General features: G+C 46.0%; 10 protein-coding genes. 6 read left to right on the top strand and 4 right to left on the bottom strand.

The features are described 5' to 3' along the window. Positions 1 to 231: 231 nt before the first annotated feature. The 4 genes from BW928_RS09505 (at position 232) to BW928_RS09520 (ending at position 8,694) form a co-directional block, all read left to right on the top strand. Complete coding sequence (locus BW928_RS09505) at positions 232 to 1,647, top strand: efflux RND transporter periplasmic adaptor subunit (protein ID WP_076555990.1); 1,416 nt, start codon at positions 232 to 234, stop codon at positions 1,645 to 1,647. 19 nt (positions 1,648 to 1,666) lie between these two features. Then, complete coding sequence (locus BW928_RS09510) at positions 1,667 to 4,810, top strand: efflux RND transporter permease subunit (RefSeq protein WP_076555991.1); 3,144 nt, start codon at positions 1,667 to 1,669, stop codon at positions 4,808 to 4,810. Between the two features lie 2 nt (positions 4,811 to 4,812). Further along, complete coding sequence (locus tag BW928_RS09515; RefSeq protein WP_078310306.1) at positions 4,813 to 6,414, top strand: efflux transporter outer membrane subunit; 1,602 nt, start codon at positions 4,813 to 4,815, stop codon at positions 6,412 to 6,414. 123 nt (positions 6,415 to 6,537) lie between these two features. Next, on the top strand, positions 6,538 to 8,694 hold the full coding sequence (locus BW928_RS09520) for a M3 family metallopeptidase (RefSeq protein ID WP_078310302.1): 2,157 nt from the start codon (positions 6,538 to 6,540) through the stop codon (positions 8,692 to 8,694). 485 nt (positions 8,695 to 9,179) lie between these two features. On the opposite strand, the gene BW928_RS09525 is transcribed toward BW928_RS09520, so the two are convergent. Then, positions 9,180 to 11,516: an NADP-dependent malic enzyme gene (locus BW928_RS09525; protein WP_076555992.1), complete on the bottom strand. Its 2,337-nt coding sequence runs from the start codon at positions 11,514 to 11,516 to the stop codon at positions 9,180 to 9,182. A gap of 145 nt (positions 11,517 to 11,661) precedes the next feature. On the opposite strand from BW928_RS09525, the gene BW928_RS09530 reads away from it, so the two are divergent. Next, positions 11,662 to 11,907, top strand: coding sequence for a hypothetical protein (locus BW928_RS09530; RefSeq protein ID WP_143821515.1), 246 nt, complete (start codon positions 11,662 to 11,664; stop codon positions 11,905 to 11,907). Here the strand turns inward: BW928_RS09530 and BW928_RS09535 are convergent. From BW928_RS09535 to BW928_RS09545, 3 genes are all read right to left on the bottom strand, one after another. After that, on the bottom strand, positions 11,870 to 13,045 hold the full coding sequence (locus BW928_RS09535; RefSeq protein WP_076555994.1) for an MFS transporter: 1,176 nt from the start codon (positions 13,043 to 13,045) through the stop codon (positions 11,870 to 11,872). The genes BW928_RS09530 and BW928_RS09535 overlap by 38 nt on opposite strands. Before the next feature lie 55 nt (positions 13,046 to 13,100). Continuing rightward, on the bottom strand, positions 13,101 to 14,105 hold the full coding sequence (hemB, locus tag BW928_RS09540) for a porphobilinogen synthase (protein ID WP_078310299.1): 1,005 nt from the start codon (positions 14,103 to 14,105) through the stop codon (positions 13,101 to 13,103). A gap of 207 nt (positions 14,106 to 14,312) precedes the next feature. Beyond that, entirely contained in the window at positions 14,313 to 14,738 is a 426-nt protein-coding gene (locus BW928_RS09545; protein ID WP_076555996.1) for an MCR_0457 family protein, read from the bottom strand. Positions 14,739 to 15,182: 444 nt separating this feature from the next. On the opposite strand from BW928_RS09545, the gene ruvB reads away from it, so the two are divergent. Further along, positions 15,183 to 16,175 (top strand): Holliday junction branch migration DNA helicase RuvB, encoded by a 993-nt coding sequence (ruvB, locus tag BW928_RS09550; RefSeq protein WP_076555997.1) that lies wholly within the window; start codon positions 15,183 to 15,185, stop codon positions 16,173 to 16,175. Positions 16,176 to 16,631 lie beyond the last annotated feature (456 nt).

Below are 16,631 nucleotides of genomic sequence, written 5' to 3' on the forward strand. Positions count from 1 at the left end.
AAATCTGACCGCTGTGTATAAGGTTGTGGCGGAAATCCGCAAGTTTACGATTGATAAGCAAAAAAAAAGGGTTATAATAAGAAGATTTATTGGGCGATTATTTATTAATTGTCAGACAGTGCCAAGCATGCTTGGCGTATGAAGCGGTTTTAAGGTTTTGCTTAATTTATATTTAATTTTTAATATTAAGTAGGTAAATCCGTAAAATCATGTAACAAAAAGTAGGTTTTTATGAAATTAAATTTACGCGCAGCCATGATTATTGCCTTGATGGGCAGTACAGGCTTTTTGGTGGCGTGTGGCAAGTCTAATGAGCAAGCAGTTCAGCAGCAACAAATGCCAAACCCAGTTGTTGATGTACAGACCATCACCTTGCAGACTGTGCCTGTGATTCAGAGTTTTGCAGGTCGAGTGGCGGCCAGCGAGACTTCTGAGGTGCGTCCGCAGGCAACGGGCGTGGTCGAAGAAGTGCTGTTCCGTGAGGGTAGTATCGTGCAGGCAGGTCAGCCTTTGTACCGCATTAATGTTGATAACTATACCAGCTCGGTTCAGGCTGGCGAAGCGGCGGTCAGAAGTGCCGAAGCTGCGGTGGGCAATGCACAAGCAACCAGAGCATCAGCACAGGCAAATCTGGCAGCACAACAGGCAAATCTGGCACAGGCTCGTGCGGATTTGGCACGCTATGAGGGCTTGTTAGAAGTGCAGGCGGTCTCTCGTCAATTATACGATCAGGCGGTAACCGCAGTGCGTACGGCACAGGCAAATGTCGAAGCTGCCAAAGCAGCAGTAGCACAAGCAGATGCCAATATCGCCAGTGCCAGCTCATCAGTACAAAGTGCCAAAGCCAGTCTGGGAGCCAGTCAGCTGGATATTGGTCGCACCATCGTCAAAGCTCCAATCAGTGGCGTAACAGGCATCTCTGCCGTTACCGCTGGAGCATTGGTTGCAACCAACCAAGCAACGCCGCTGGTTACCATCAGTCGCTTGAATGAAGTGTATGTGGATATCAGCCAGTCTGCTGCCGAAATGCTACGCTTGCGTGAACAAATCGAGTCAGGTCAGGCAGGTCAGGGCAGTGCAGAGGTGCAACTGGTGCTAGAAGATGGGCAAACTTACCCGATGCTTGGCAGATTGTTGCTTGCCAATGCACGCGTTGATGAATCAACAGGGGCGATGACCTTGCGTGCGATTTTCCCAAATCCACAAGGCAAGCTAGTGCCAGGTATGTTTGTTAATGCTCGCCTGATTCAAAGCGTCGTCCAAAATGCTGCTTTGTTGCCACAAAGTGCCATCATGCGTACACCAACTGGCGAAACCCAAGTATATATCGTCAATGCTGACAATAAGGTTGAGCTACGCAACATCACAACCTCTGGTACTTATAATGGCAATTGGATTGTAACAGGTGGTATTAATTCTGGCGACCGTGTGGTGATTATCGGTGGCAGCAAGGTAAAACCTGATCAAGAGGTAACGGCACGCGAACTGCCAGCAGCCAGCAGCGAAGCAAATGCTGCAGCCCAAGCTCCAGCAGGCAACCAACCAGCCGCCAATGCAGCAACTGTACCTATGGCTCGTCCATCAAAAGATGGCGACACTGCCGATGCAGCAACCGAAGCCGAAGCGGCAGCTGACTCATCTCAATAATCCAACGAATAGGTAATATATGTCTCGTTTTTTTATTCATAGACCGATTTTTGCTTGGGTTATCGCCATCTTAATCATGCTGGTGGGTATCTTGGCAATTCGTGGTCTGCCAATTGAGCAATATCCACAAATCGCACCACCGACAGTATCGGTGCAGGCAACATACCCCGGTGCTGATGCCGAGACCATTGAAAACTCGGTAACTCAAGTCATTGAGCAGCAGATGAAAGGATTGGACGGCTTGATGTATATGTCATCAAGCTCATCAGCAGCAGGGACGGCATCCGTTACCCTGACTTTTGAAAATGGCACAAATCCAGACACTGCACAAGTTCAGGTGCAAAACAAGCTACAAGCTGCAACCAGTTCACTGCCCGAAATGGTGCAGCGTATGGGTCTGACAGTCGAAAAATCAGCCAGCGACTTTTTGATGGTGGCAGGTTTTGTTTCTGAAGATGGCAGCATGGATCAGACGGATATTGCTGACTATATCAATGCCAATATTGTCGATCCAATCAGCCGTGTAGAGGGCGTTGGTGGTACGAATATCTTTGGTTCGGCTTATGCCATGCGTATTTGGCTTGATCCTGACAAACTGCGTGCCTATGGGCTGATGCCTGCTGATGTATCGGCAGCAATCTCTGCCCAAAATGTGCAAGTATCGGCAGGTCAATTGGCAACATTGCCAACCGATGCTGATAAGGCGGTGATTAATGCGACTGTCAGTGTACAAAGCTATATGCAAACGCCAGAACAGTTTGAGAATATTCTGCTAAAAACTGATACCGCAGGGGCACAGGTACGCATTAAAGATGTTGCGCGTGTTGAGCTGGGCAGTGAAAACTACCAATTCCAAGCTCAATATAACGGCAAGCCTGCCTCAGGTATGGCAATCATGCTATCATCGGGTGCGAACGCATTGGAGGTGCGTGAGGCTGTCGGTGCCAGACTTGATGAATTGTCGAAGAATTTCCCACAAGGCATGAAAATGGTTGTGCCTTATGACACCACGCCATTTGTGCGTTTGTCAATCAGCCAAGTGGTTAATACGCTGATTGAAGCGATTGTGCTGGTGTTTTTGGTCATGTTCTTATTCTTGCAGAATTGGCGTGCAACCTTAATCCCAACTTTGGCGGTGCCTGTGGTGATTTTGGGTACTTTTGCCGTATTGTCTATGTTGGGCTACAGCATTAACATTTTGACAATGTTTGCAATGGTGCTTGCCATCGGCTTGCTCGTGGATGATGCGATTATTGTCGTGGAGAATGTTGAGCGTCTGCTAGAAGAAGATCCCAATATCTCTGTGATGGACGCAACGATAAAATCCATGGGCGAAATCAGCAAGGTGGTTGTTGGTATTGCGTTGATTTTGTCGGTGGTTTTTGTACCGATGATTTTCTTTGGTGGTTCAACTGGGGTGATTTATCGTCAGTTTGCGGTAACTTTGATTACCAGCATGACACTGTCGGCAATCATTGCCTTGATTTTTACGCCAGCATTGTGCGTTACTATCTTAAAACGACAAGCACACAAAGATATTCATACCCAAAAAGGCTTTTTTGGTTGGTTTAACCGTCTATTTTATAAGGCAAGTCAGCGTTACGAGAGATTTGTCGGCAAGACTTATTCTGCCAAATTAATCTATTTGGGCATTTATGCAGCAATCATTGCCGTGATGGCGTTGCTTTTTGTGCGTCTACCAAGCTCCTTCGTTCCTGAAGAAGATCAGGGTGCGGTGATGACTTTGGTGCAGCTGCCAGCAGGTTCAACATTGGCACAGACCAATTCGGTCATGCAAAAGATGGCAGAGTACTATAACACCCAAGAAGCGGATAATATTGAATCGGTATTTACCATTTCAGGTTTTAGCTTTATGGGTACTGGACAAAATGCTGGTATGGCATTTGTTGATTTAAAAGACTGGGACGAGCGTAAGGGTGAGCAAAATACCGCCCAAGCAATCGTGGCTCGTGCGATGGCGATGAATGTGATGATTCCTGAGGCGAGTTTGATTTATCCAGTTGCTCCGCCACCAATTCAGGGCTTTGGTAATGCCAGCGGCTTTGAGATGCAGCTACAAGATATTGGCGGTGTTGGCCATGCAGCCTTGCTTGAGGCACGCAATATGCTGATGGGCATGGCAATGCAAAACTCAGAGATTGCGTCAATTCGCCCAGGTGGTCAAGAAGATGCACCGAAACTAAAAGTGGACATTAACCAGCAACAGGCAGCTGCTTATGGCGTTTCGTTGCCAACAGTTAATGGTACTTTGTCGCAAGCATGGGGCGGTAGCTATGTCAATGACTTCATTGATCGTGGTCGTATCAAGAAAGTCTATATCCAAGGCGAGCCAAGCAGTCGCACCGTACCAGAGGATATCAACCGTTGGTATGTGCGTAATAATTCAGGCGAAATGGTTAGCTTGGGTGCATTTGCAACCAGCAAGTGGGAATACGGCAGCCCAAGTCTGACTCGCTATAATGGCTTCTCATCAATGGCTCTGACAGGGGCGGCAGCACAAGGCAAGAGTACTGGTGATGCGATGAATGCAATGACTCAGATGGCAGAACAGTTGCCAGAGGGTATTGATTTTGAATGGACAGGCTTATCACTTGAGCAACAAAAATCAGGCGGTCAAGCACCATTCTTGTATGCCATTTCTATCTTGGTGGTATTTTTGTGCTTGGCGGCATTGTACGAAAGTTGGTCTGTGCCATTTTCGGTGATTTTGGTTATTCCGCTGGGCGTTATCGGTGCGTTGTTATTTACGACATTGCGTGGTTTTGCCAACGATGTTTATTTACAAGTAGCACTATTGACTGTGGTCGGCCTGTCGGCGAAAAATGCGATTTTGATTATTGAATTTGCCAAAGAAATCCAAGAATCAGGCAAGTCGCTCAAAGAATCAGTCATGGAAGCAGCACGCCTAAGATTGCGTCCGATTATCATGACATCGCTGGCATTTGGCATGGGTGTTGTGCCGCTTGCGATTGCCGCAGGTGCAGGTTCAGGCAGCCAAAATGCAGTTGGTACGGGGGTTGTTGGCGGTGTATTGACAGCAACTTTCTTGGGTATATTCTTTATCCCAATGTTCTATGTGTGGGTAAGAACGCTGTTCCCATATAAGCCAAAATTGACTGTTAATACACAAGTTAAGGAGTAATCATGACTACTTCAACTGTAAAAGTTTTTAGCCTGTCGCTACTGGCTGCTGCTTTGGCAGCCTGTGGCAGTATTCCAAAAAAAATCGACACAACAGCAGCCGTGCTTGCCGTGCCAAATGTGCCGATGAATGAATCCTATGAAGTGTATGATGACCAAACCATCAGCACCAGTCAAGCAGGCAGTATGGCAGCAGTGCGTTGGCAGGATTTTTATACCGATGACAAACTCAAGTCTTTGATTGAGTTGGCGTTGGAGCATAATAAAGACCTGCAATCAGCAGTGTTGGCGGTGCAGTCAGCTCGTGCTCAGTACCAAATCACTCAAGCTGGCAGCTTGCCATCGGTCGGTGCATCAGCAGGGGCGACACGCCAAGCCAACAACCGTATCGATGCCAACCCATCGACAGCTTATAATGTTGGTCTGGCGATGAGTAGCTATGAGCTGGATTTGTGGGGTAAGGTTGCCAGCCAAAAACAGCAAGCACTGCACCAATATCTAGCCACTAACGCTGCCAAAGATGCTGCACAAATCTCCATCATCTCAGGCGTAGCACAAGGCTATGTCAGTTTGGCACACGCACTGGCACAGCGTCAGCTTGCTGTTGAGACGCTCAAGACTCGTGAGCAGGCATTGCTTATCACCCAAAAACGCTTCGAGGCGGGTATTGATGCCAAATCGCCCAGTTTGCAGGCAGCAAGCTCACTTGAAGAAGCAAAACTTGCGGTGTATGCTGCCGATACCAATATCCTAAAAGCACGCAATGGTCTACAGCTACTCATTGGTCAGCCCGTGCCAGATGAGCTATTGCCAAGCATTAACAGTAACTTGCGTCTTAGCGATATCACGGCACAGACCTTGTTTAGCACAGGGTTGCCAAGCGAGCTGTTGTACTATCGTCCTGATATTATCCAAGCTGAACAAATGTTAAAAGCGGCAGGGGCGAATATCAATGTCGCTCGAGCGGCTTATTTCCCTTCGATTCAACTGTCGTCAAACATTGGCTTTAGCAGTGGCAGTCTGGATGATTTGTTAAAAAGCTCGGCATTGGGCTGGTCGTTTGGCCCAAGCATTAGCCTGCCGATTTTTGATGCAGGGGCTCGCCGTGCCAATTATCAAGTTGCCCAAGTTGCCCAGCAGTCCGCCTTGGTAAATTACGAAAAAGCCATTCAAACTGCCTTTAAGGAAGTTTCTGATGTGCTTGCTGACCGTGCCAATCTGGGTCGTCAGTTGCAGTCGCAATTTAGCCTACAAGATAATTTTCAGCAGACTTATAACATTGCTTATGCAAGGTTTCGTTCAGGGCTTGACAACTATCTGACCGTGTTAGATGCCGAGCGTTCGCTATTTGCCAATCAGCAGGGCATTTTACAACTAGAATTGGCAAGATTAATCAGCCAGATTCAGTTGTATCAAGCACTTGGCGGCGGTGCTAATTTGACCGCCGAGCAGATTGCTGAGTTTGAGCGTCAGCGTCAGGCGATGCGTACTGCCGAGCTTGCCAATGGTCAACAGCCTGAAAAAGCAGCAGTGCCAGCAGCAAGCCAGACTGTCATCACGCAACCTGTGCCAGAACATTTACCAAGTGGTACACAGGCACCGTGATTGTGATGAAAATTTATCTAAAAGCACTCATTGATGGGTGCTTTTATTTTTTGCTTGTGTTAGAATGGGGGTAGGTTTGTTGCCAAAGATGGCAATTTTTTAAGTCCGTTTAAGGGAGTATTTATGAATAGACGCAATTTTTTGTATGGTAGCATGGGTGCGACAGCATTGGGATTATTTGGCTTGCCAAAGATGGCATTAGCCACGCTGCCAACAGTTTCACTACAAACGCCCGAGCATTTATCAGGCAACCCTTTGCTTGATTTTTCGGGTTTGCCAAAGTATTCAAAAATCAAACCTGAGCATATCATGCCTGCGATGCAATTTTTGATTGATGAATCCAAAAAAGTCATCGAGCAGGTCGCAAACCAGCCGAATTTAACTTGGGATAATTTTTATTTCCCCTTGGCGGACATTGATGAAAAATTTGATCGTGCATGGACATCGGTATCAAATCTCAACTCTGTTGCCAATACACCAGAATTAAGAGAGGCGTATAACAGCACCAGAAGTGTTGTGAGCGAGTTTTACACTTGGCGTGGTATGCACAAGCCACTGTTTGATGCGATGATGACGCTCAAAAACTCTCCAGAATTTGCCCAGTACAATGCCGCACAACAAAAATCCATTGATGATGCTTTGCTGAGTTTCCGCTTGTCGGGCATTGATTTGCCAAAAAATCAACAAGAGCAGTTGGCGGATATTAACAAACGCTTATCAGAATTATCAACGCAGTTTGGCAATAATGTGCTTGATGCAACCAATGGTTGGCATAAGACTTTTGACACTGCCGAGCCGCTAAAAGGGCTAAATGAAGCAGCCTTGCAAAGTGCCAAAAAAGCCGCCGAGGACAAAGGCCAGACAGGCTATCGCATTGGACTGGATACGCCAAGCTATACAGCGGTAATGAACTATGCTGATGACGCTGCCTTGCGTGCCGAAGTGTACGAGGCATTTTTTACCAGAGCCTCTGAACTTGGGCCAAATGCTGGCAAATGGGACAATGGCCCTGTGATTGCTGAGATTTTGTCATTGCGACTGAAAAAATCCAAACTGCTTGGATTTAAAAATTATGCCGAATATTCTTTGGCAACCAAAATGGCAGATTCGCCAGCAGAGGTGATGGCGTTTTTGACAGGATTGGTGAACAAAAGCCGCAGCAAGGCAAAAACACAGGTTGAAGAGCTTGCCAAATTTGCCAAAACAAACTATGGCGTAGACAAGCTTAACGCGTGGGACATGGCATATTATACCGAAAAACACAAAAATGCCCTGTATTCATTTGACAAAGAAATGCTGCGTGAATACTTCCCCGAAGACAAAGTGCTGTCAGGCTTATTTGAGATTAGCAAGCGTCTTTTCGGTATCAGCATTCGCCCAGCCAAAGCCGATGTTTGGGACGAGTCGGTGAAGTTCTATGAAGTTTATGACGCTTTGGGTCAGCACAAGGCATCGTTTTATTTGGATATGTATGCTCGCAGCAACAAGCGTGGCGGTGCATGGCAGTCGGTTGCCATTGACCGTATTCGCCGTGCCGATGGCAGTTTGCAATTGCCTGTTACTGTGATGGCGATGAATTTTCGCAAGCCTGCCGATGGTCAGCCATCGCTATTGTTGCACGATGAAGTAAATACGCTGTTTCATGAGTTTGGACATGGCTTGCAATCCATGCTGACACAGATGGAGATTCTCGGGGTAACAGGGTTTAATGGCATACCATGGGACGCTGTTGAGTTTAACAGTCAGCTGATGGAGGGTTTTACCCTAGATCGTAAATCACTACCGCTAATCTCGGCACATTATAAGACTGGCGAGCCGCTGCCAAGCGAATTGCTTGATAAACTGCTAGAAGCCAAGCACTATCAAGGGGCATATCGTTTAATCCGTCAGTTGGAATTTGGTATTTTTGACATGAGAGCCAATACCGAGTACACTGCTGACAAGCCAAGCAACTATGCACAAAACCTGTTTTTGCAAGTTGTTGATGAGGTTGGTGTTGCTCATACGCCACGCTATGTACGCCGTCCGAACTTCTTTACGCACTTGTTCTCTGGCGGTTATGCAGCAGGATATTATAGCTATCTGTGGGCAGAGCTGTTGGCAAGCGATGGTTTTGCCAAGTTTGAAGAAGAGGGCGTACTAAACCCTGTAACAGGCAAACGCCTAGAAGACACCATCTTGTCTCAGGGTGGTTCTCGTTCGCCGATGGAGTTGTATATTAATTATCGTGGCCGCAAGCCAGATCCAAAGGCACTGCTCGCCACTTATGGCATTGAGTGATTTAAGCCTATCTTGAAAAACGGTCAGTAAGCTGGCCGTTTTTTTATAATCAGTGATAACCAGTTGCCACTGACAGATTGCTTATGCAAACATTGTGTTCGGTAGGATAGTGCATTTATATTTATAGTAATTTTATCAAAGCTGCCAAATTTTTATAAAAATTGGCAATTGCCAAAATTATTTTTAATTTATTAAAATTAATAAAAATTAGCCGAAATAGTATTTGGCAGATGGTTTTTATCCACTATTGCCAAGCTGTATAAGCTAAAAATGGCTTAAAGCTAATATCAAATACACTTAATTATTAAGCTATTTGGGTGTGGTTTTTGGTGGTGGGCTTATGCCAATAATTTGTAAATTTTTGGCTGCTGTAACGATGATTGTTAGCCAAGCAAACAAGTTGCAAGTACTGATTTATAAACCATCAAGCTTAGATTGGAGGTATAAAAAACGCCAAGCAATTGTTGGCGTTTTTGGTTGTTTTATTAGTGATTTGATGACTTTTGGGCATCGGTTACGGCAATCGCTGTCATATTGACGATGCGTCTGGCTGTTGCTGCAGGTACAAGGATATGCACAGGCTTATCAGCACCAAGCAAGATTGGGCCAATCGCTGAACCGCCGCTGGTTGCCTTGAGCAGGTTAAAGGCAATATGAGCTGCGTCCAAAGTTGGCATAATCAGCAAGTTGGCAGAGCCGTGCAGGGTGCTAAATGGGTGATTTTGTTCACGCACACGCACATCAAGAGCGGTATCGCCGTGCATTTCGCCATCAAACTCAAAATCCACATTCATTTCACGCAAAATGCGGTAAGCTTCACGCATTTTTACTGCTGATTCTCGCTGTGAAGTGCCGAAGTCAGAGTGCGACAATAGGGCGACTCGTGGCTCAACACCGAAGCGGCGAATGCTTTGGGCGGCCAAGATGGTCATTTCGGCAATTTGCTCAGCGGTTGGGTTTTCGTGAATGTATGGATCGGCGATAAATAATGTGCGATCTTGGAGAATAACACCGCTCATTGCATAAAAATCGCTGACACCTGCACGCTTACCGATAACACGGCGGATATAGCCCAAGTGCAAATCATAATAACCAAAAGTACCACATAGCAAGCCATCAGCATCGCCTTGGCTGACCATCATCGCACCCAAAAGCGAGCTTTTGCGACGCATATCACGGCGTGCCAATTCTGCCGATACGCCCAAGCGATGATTGGCTTGATGGTAGTACTGCCAGTATGCTTCATACTTAGGATTATTATTGATATCAACCACTTCTACATTTTCGCCCAAGTGTAGACGAAGACCCAGTACCTGAATCTGTTCAGCGATAACCTCTGGGCGACCGATGACAATAGGGTGAGCCATGTTCTCATCAACCACCACCTGTACGGCACGCAGGACATTTGGATCCTCACCTTCTGCATAGACAATGCGTTTGGGTGCTTGTTTGGCTTGGGTGAAAACAGGTTTCATTGCCAGTGCAGAGTTATAAACAAACTCGGAGAGGGTTTGGCGATAGGCATCAAAATCCTCAATCGGCAAAGTCGCCACACCAGAATCCATCGCAGCTTTGGCAACGGCAGGGGCGATGTTTAGGATTAGGTTTGGCTCTAGTGGGCCAGGAATGAGATATTCACGACCGAACTGCTTGCTTTCGGTGGCTTTGTCTGTTTCAGACAGCGACACTTCGGTGTGTGCCATCGCCGCAATGGCGTGCACACAGGCGATTTTCATCTCTTCATTGACAATGGTTGCACCAACATCCAATGCACCACGGAAAATGTAAGGGAAGCACAGAGCGTTATTGACTTGGTTTGGATAATCCGAGCGACCTGTTGCCATGATGACATCAGAACGAGCAGCGTGTGCAAGCTCTGGCATGATTTCGGGCGTGGGGTTGGCTAGGGCAAAGATGATGGGGTCTTTTGCCATGCGTTTGACCATATCAGGGGTCAAGATACCAGGGCCTGACAATCCCAAGAAAAAGTCAGCATCGCCAATGACTTCATCAAGCGTTACTGCGTCAGTGGCTTGGGCGAAGCGTTGTTTTGACTCATCCAGCCCCTCACGATGCGTGGTAATGACACCGCGAGAATCAAGCACATAGATATTTGAGCGAGTAACGCCAAGTGCCACAATCAGCTCAAGGCAGCTAATCGCCGCTGCACCAGCACCCGAACAGACAACTTTAATGTCAGCGATGTCTTTTTTGACAAGTTTTAGGGCGTTAAGCAAGGCGGCGGCTGCGATGATTGCCGTGCCATGCTGGTCGTCATGGAACACAGGAATATTCATGCGTTCACGCAATTCTCGCTCAATTTTGAAGCATTCAGGGGCTTTGATGTCTTCTAGGTTAATACCGCCAAAGGTCGGCTCAAGGCTTGCTACCGCTTCGATGAATTTGTCAGGGTCGTTTTGGTTAATCTCAATGTCAAAAACATCAATGCCAGCGAATTTTTTAAATAATACGCCTTTGCCTTCCATCACAGGCTTAGATGCCAATGCACCGATATTACCCAAGCCAAGCACGGCAGTACCATTGGTAATAACACCAACCAAATTGTTGCGAGCGGTGTATTTGGCAGCAAGTTTGGGATCTTTTTCAATCTCAAGGCATGGCACGGCAACGCCTGGTGAGTAGGCGAGTGCCAAATCTCGTTGGTTGGCGATTTTTTTGGTTGGTGTTACAGAGATTTTGCCGGGGTGTGGGTGTTCGTGATAGTGCAGAGCAGCTTGTTCAAATTGCTGTTTTTGTAGGTCGGCATCAGAATTAAATACCGTGTCTTTTACCTTTTGTTCTTCGGGGATTGTGTTACTCATAAATGACCCATTGGCTTGTTTGATTAATCCGTTTACTTACAATGCGTACACTGTGCGGTTGTAAGTTTGGTTGTAAATATAAATTCGGTCTTGCTATTTTAGCATGATTTTTTATCAAGTGATAGGCAAAAACAGAGATAAATTTATGATTCAAATCAGCAAATATGCACACAGATTGGTTGTAAAAAGCGATAAAACCATAAACTTAATGGTCGGTGCAACACGCCAATTTGTATTTGCAAAGCAAGCTGCAATGGATAAGTTTGATGGGCTGTTTGCAGCTTGGTTTTGGCAGTTGGGTTGTGCTGCTGATGAGTTGAGTTTGGGCTTGGGTGGTATAATTTGCTTTGGTGCTATTTATCAAGCCGAGCTGCCTTTGGGCGTAGCTTGATACAAATGCACACGATGGCAAAAATCAAGGCAAATAGCACATAGATAAGGGTATTTTTATTGTCTATAAGACTTGCGATGGTTACACCGATTGCCACGAAGACATGGGCAAGATTTAGCAGGTATTTGGCTGCTTTTTTGCTAAAATGATTGACAATAATCACATCCAAAGCCGTGCTATAAAAAATCTCAACCATCGTTATGCCGACTACCAAAGAAAACAACGGCAACAGGCGAAAATCTTCATGGCTCAAAAACGGCAGGTATAACAAAAAACAACAAGCAAGTGAGAGCAATAAGGCATAAAAATTGCCAATTTTGCTGGTGGTTATTTTGTAAAGCTTAATTTGTAACAAGACAATGGCAAGCGTATTTAACCCTATCAGATAGGGAAAAATCGCTTTTTTGTCAAAATTGGTCAAATGAATCGGCACGCCAACTTCAAAGGTATAATAAAAAATCGCAAACGCCATAGAGCTTAAGGCAAGAAATAGCACAATGCCGATTTGTGCGATGGTGTTTTGTGGATTTTTGCAATCTGTGGTGGCTTGTGGTGCTGATGTGGGTGCAACGCTTCGAGCAAATGCCCAAAACAAACCCATGCCAACAGCATACAATACCATCACGCCAATGCTAAGTGCATAAAATCCATGCGGTGCCTTTTGTGATAAGACGATGAATATGGGAGATATGGCAGCTGCCATGTTGGCAATGGTAAAACGCAGCGAAAAGCTGTGGGCAATATCATGTGAAGTTTGTTTGATGTACAAGGCACTGGCGGTTGAAAACAATACACCGCCTAGGGCATTGAGCGATAAAGCAACACACAGAGCATAAAACTGCTGACTGACCATAATGACAAAAAATGCACTGCTTTTAAGCACCAATCCTGCGATAAGATACTTATTAATGCGTTTTTCTAATGCCAAAAATAAGCCAATGACAGAAAAAAAGGGCAACAACCAAAATTTCATCGCACCGAGCAGCTCTACTTGTTGCTCTGAGACAGACCCATTCATTGTATAAAACACAATGAATGGTATCAACATGGTAGAGCCAAAAGCATTGATAAAAAAGCATAAGTTTAATGCCAGCTCACTACGGCGAAAATCAAATGCTCCATGCTTGCTTAATGCCATGATGCCATTTCCTTTGGGCTGATTATTTGACTTGTGTTATACGCTTGAGTGTTGTTTATGCATGTTCATTCAGCATTCTGGCAGCGTCTAAGGCAAAATAAGTCAAGATGCCATCGCAGCCAGCACGGCGAAAGCCCATTAGGCTCTCTAGAATAACCGCCTCGTCCAGCCAGCCGTTACTGATGGCTGCCATGTGCATGGCATATTCGCCAGAGACTTGGTAGGCAAAGGTCGGCACGCCGAAGCTGTCTTTGACTTCTCGGACAATGTCCAGATAGGGCTGCCCTGGTTTTACCATCACCATATCCGCCCCTTCTTGGATATCCAGTGCCACCTCATGCAGTGCTTCGGCACGGTTGGCAGGGTCCATCTGGTATTGCTTTTTGTGTCCTTTTAGGTTGCCTTTTGAGCCGACAGCATCACGAAATGGCCCATAATAAGCAGAGGCGTATTTGGCAGAATACGCCATGATGGCAGTATTTACCAAGCCCTGACTCTCAAGTGCCTCACGCATGGCACGAATGCGACCGTCCATCATATCGCTTGGTGAGATGACATCGGCACCTGCATGGGCATGGAGCAGGGTTTGTTTGATGAGTGCCTCGATGGTGGCGTCATTTTGTACATAGCCTGCATCATCTATCAGCCCATCTTGCCCGTGCGTGGTATAGGGATCAAGTGCGACATCGGTCATGACAACCATCTCGGGTATGGCATCTTTAATGGCACGCACCGCACGCACCGCCAGCGTGTCTGGGTGATAGGCATCTTGCCCATCGGCGGTTTTTTTGGCAGGATCAATCACAGGAAAAATATCAATCATGCGTACACCTTCAGCAAACAGCTGATGCACATAATCAATCAACAAATCAATCGAGTAGCGATAGACATTTGGCATACTGGCAATGGCTTGTTTTTGTTGTACGCCCTCAATGACAAACACAGGGGCGATTAAATGTGCAGGTGCCAAATGCGTCTCACGCACCATCTCACGCAGTCCATCGCTGACACGCAGACGACGCAGGCGGCTATGGGGGAATTGACGATTAAAAGTGTACATAATTCACCTTTGATGGTTGATGGGGTATGTTGGCATTATAACACTTTCTTGGGTTGAAGTCGCCTCTTTGGCATAGATCGGTGAGCTTGGTGATATTGATAGTTAAGTGGCAAGACGGCATTGGTGTAGCAAGGGCAAAAGTAATAATATGCCGAAGAGTCTGATAGGGCGGCATGGTTATGTCCAGCTGGCGACTGGCAGCTGATATTAGCCCATATTGGCAAATTCATAACACAAAGCACGATTTTCATCGGCAGGGTAGCTGGCGGTCCATGCACGGACATTTTGTAGGATATTGCGGTATTCACGCTGATTGCTTAGCTCACGCAGTGTCTGATGTGGGTTCGTTGCACGAGGCATAAAGGCTCTAAGCTGTCTGTCATAAGCACGGTTAAAATTGATTTTTTGCCGAGTGTTAAGTACAGATGGGCAGATTTCGGACAATACTTGAATCAATGCTAGTTCATAACGAGTAACTGTCAGATAGACCTCTTGGCTGGCGACCGTCTGTGGTGTGGCAGTGCGTTGATAGCGAGCATTTGCCAGCAGAGTAAAACTGCCCCATAGGCATACAGTCAATACCAGCAGGACAAGGGTTTTGCGGTGGCTGGACTTGCCAAGTGAGGTTGGCATGGCAATCCTGTGCCAGTGTGAATGATGAGCAGATGGGGCGGATTGTAAATTTTTCATATATTATAGATTACAAATAAAAGGCGTGAATTTGTCGTGCGTGGCTCTGGTGCCAGATTTGTTATTTGGATAACGCATCAACTGCCACAGCCAGACTTGTCGCCAAACAGCCAAAAGCTCTTGTAAAAATTTAGCTATATAATAATAACTTCCACCAAAAAAATCCCTAATAAAATGTATGTGTATTGTAGTTAAAGGCATATTTTAGTAACAGATTGGCAAAATTTGCCACAATATCGCATGGTTTTGCGGTGATTTTAGCGATTTTTTATCATTGGGCAAGTTTTGTGATAAAATACACAGTTTGGATAATTGATGTTTTTGTTATCTTTATAGGGATTGCAATCCCAGCTTTATTATAATAGCCAACCAACAGCAGAGCTGCCAATGTCAGATAACCGCCTTATTGACCCCAGTCTAAAAAAAGACGATATTGCCGACCGTGCCATTCGCCCGAATAGCTTGGCCGAATACATCGGACAGCCGAAGGTGCGTGAGCAGATGGAGGTATTTATCCCAGCGGCAAAGGCAAGGGGCGAGGCGTTGGATCATACGCTGATTTTTGGGCCACCGGGGCTTGGTAAAACCACCCTTGCTAATATCATCGCTCGTGAGATGGGTGGCAATTTGCGTAGCACCTCAGGGCCTGTACTAGAAAGGGCAGGAGATTTGGCGGCTATTCTTACCAATCTTGAGGCTCATGATGTGCTGTTTATTGATGAGATTCATAGGCTTAGCCCTGTGATTGAAGAAATCCTATACCCTGCGATGGAGGATTATCAGCTTGATATTATGATTGGCGAAGGGCCTGCTGCACGCTCAATTAAGCTGGATTTGCCACCGTTTACTTTGGTGGCGGCAACCACAAGGGCAGGGCTGTTATCTGCACCATTATTTGACCGTTTTGGCATCGTGCAGCGGCTTGAGTTTTATAATGTTGCGGATTTGACAACCATCATCAAGCGTTCGGCACGATTGATTGGCGTGGTGATGGATGATGGTGGGGCGGCGGAAGTGGCTCATCGCAGCCGTGGCACGCCTCGTATCGCCAACCGCCTACTAAGACGCGTGCGAGATTATGCCGAGGTGCGTAGTGATGGCGTGGTAACTGCTCAGATTGCAGCTGCGGCCTTGGATATGCTTGCTGTGGATAAGCGAGGTCTTGACCAGTTGGATCGTCGCTATCTGTCGGTATTGTCCGAGCGATTCCATGGCGGGCCTGCTGGGGTGGAGGCTTTGGCGGCAGCCATGGCAGAGGACAGAGGTACGCTTGAAGATGTCATCGAGCCATATTTATTGCAACAAGGTTATATCCAACGCACAAGCAAAGGTCGCATCATCTCAGACAAAGTGCAACAAGAAGGCGTACTGGACTGGTGATGATATAAGGGCGAGCTGTTTTATACATTGTGTTGTGCTATAATATAGCAATTGTCAAATTTTGTATAATTCTCGCCCACAATAAATTTCCCAAATGTTACCCAATTCTTACAAAAACAAAATCAGTTTAACTGGTTGATTTTTCGCAACTTATGTTCTCCCCCCCCCAGCTAAAAGATATAACTTGTATGTATTTTTGTTAGTTTCTTGTAAATAACTTGCAACTATTTTAATAATTTCAATAAAAAATGACCATAAATCAATGAGTTACTAAATATACCACTGGTTGATTTGTGAACAATTGTTGGTTTTTATATTACTTTACAATCAGGTATAATAATAGGGTGCATGGATTGGGCTATCCCACTCCCCACCCATCAAAACCACCCTGTGTTTGGGTTTGGCTAATTGCTGTGGTTTTGGTGTATTTTGTTCATCTGGGTGTTGTTTAATGCC

Origin of the sequence: Moraxella cuniculi DSM 21768, assembly GCF_900156515.1 — a bacterium.
Lineage (GTDB): Bacteria > Pseudomonadota > Gammaproteobacteria > Pseudomonadales > Moraxellaceae > Moraxella > Moraxella cuniculi.

What these genes read in the sequence shown, in the direction of transcription:
- BW928_RS09505 (WP_076555990.1), top strand. Translation starts at nt 232, where the DNA reads ATGAAATTAAATTTACGCGCAGCCATGATTATTGCCTTGATGGGCAGT.
- BW928_RS09510 (WP_076555991.1), top strand. Translation starts at nt 1,667, where the DNA reads ATGTCTCGTTTTTTTATTCATAGACCGATTTTTGCTTGGGTTATCGCC.
- BW928_RS09515 (WP_078310306.1), top strand. Translation starts at nt 4,813, where the DNA reads ATGACTACTTCAACTGTAAAAGTTTTTAGCCTGTCGCTACTGGCTGCT.
- BW928_RS09520 (WP_078310302.1), top strand. Translation starts at nt 6,538, where the DNA reads ATGAATAGACGCAATTTTTTGTATGGTAGCATGGGTGCGACAGCATTG.
- BW928_RS09525 (WP_076555992.1), bottom strand. Translation starts at nt 11,516, where the DNA reads ATGAGTAACACAATCCCCGAAGAACAAAAGGTAAAAGACACGGTATTT.
- BW928_RS09530 (WP_143821515.1), top strand. Translation starts at nt 11,662, where the DNA reads ATGATTCAAATCAGCAAATATGCACACAGATTGGTTGTAAAAAGCGAT.
- BW928_RS09535 (WP_076555994.1), bottom strand. Translation starts at nt 13,045, where the DNA reads ATGGCATTAAGCAAGCATGGAGCATTTGATTTTCGCCGTAGTGAGCTG.
- hemB (WP_078310299.1), bottom strand. Translation starts at nt 14,105, where the DNA reads ATGTACACTTTTAATCGTCAATTCCCCCATAGCCGCCTGCGTCGTCTG.
- BW928_RS09545 (WP_076555996.1), bottom strand. Translation starts at nt 14,738, where the DNA reads ATGCCAACCTCACTTGGCAAGTCCAGCCACCGCAAAACCCTTGTCCTG.
- ruvB (WP_076555997.1), top strand. Translation starts at nt 15,183, where the DNA reads ATGTCAGATAACCGCCTTATTGACCCCAGTCTAAAAAAAGACGATATT.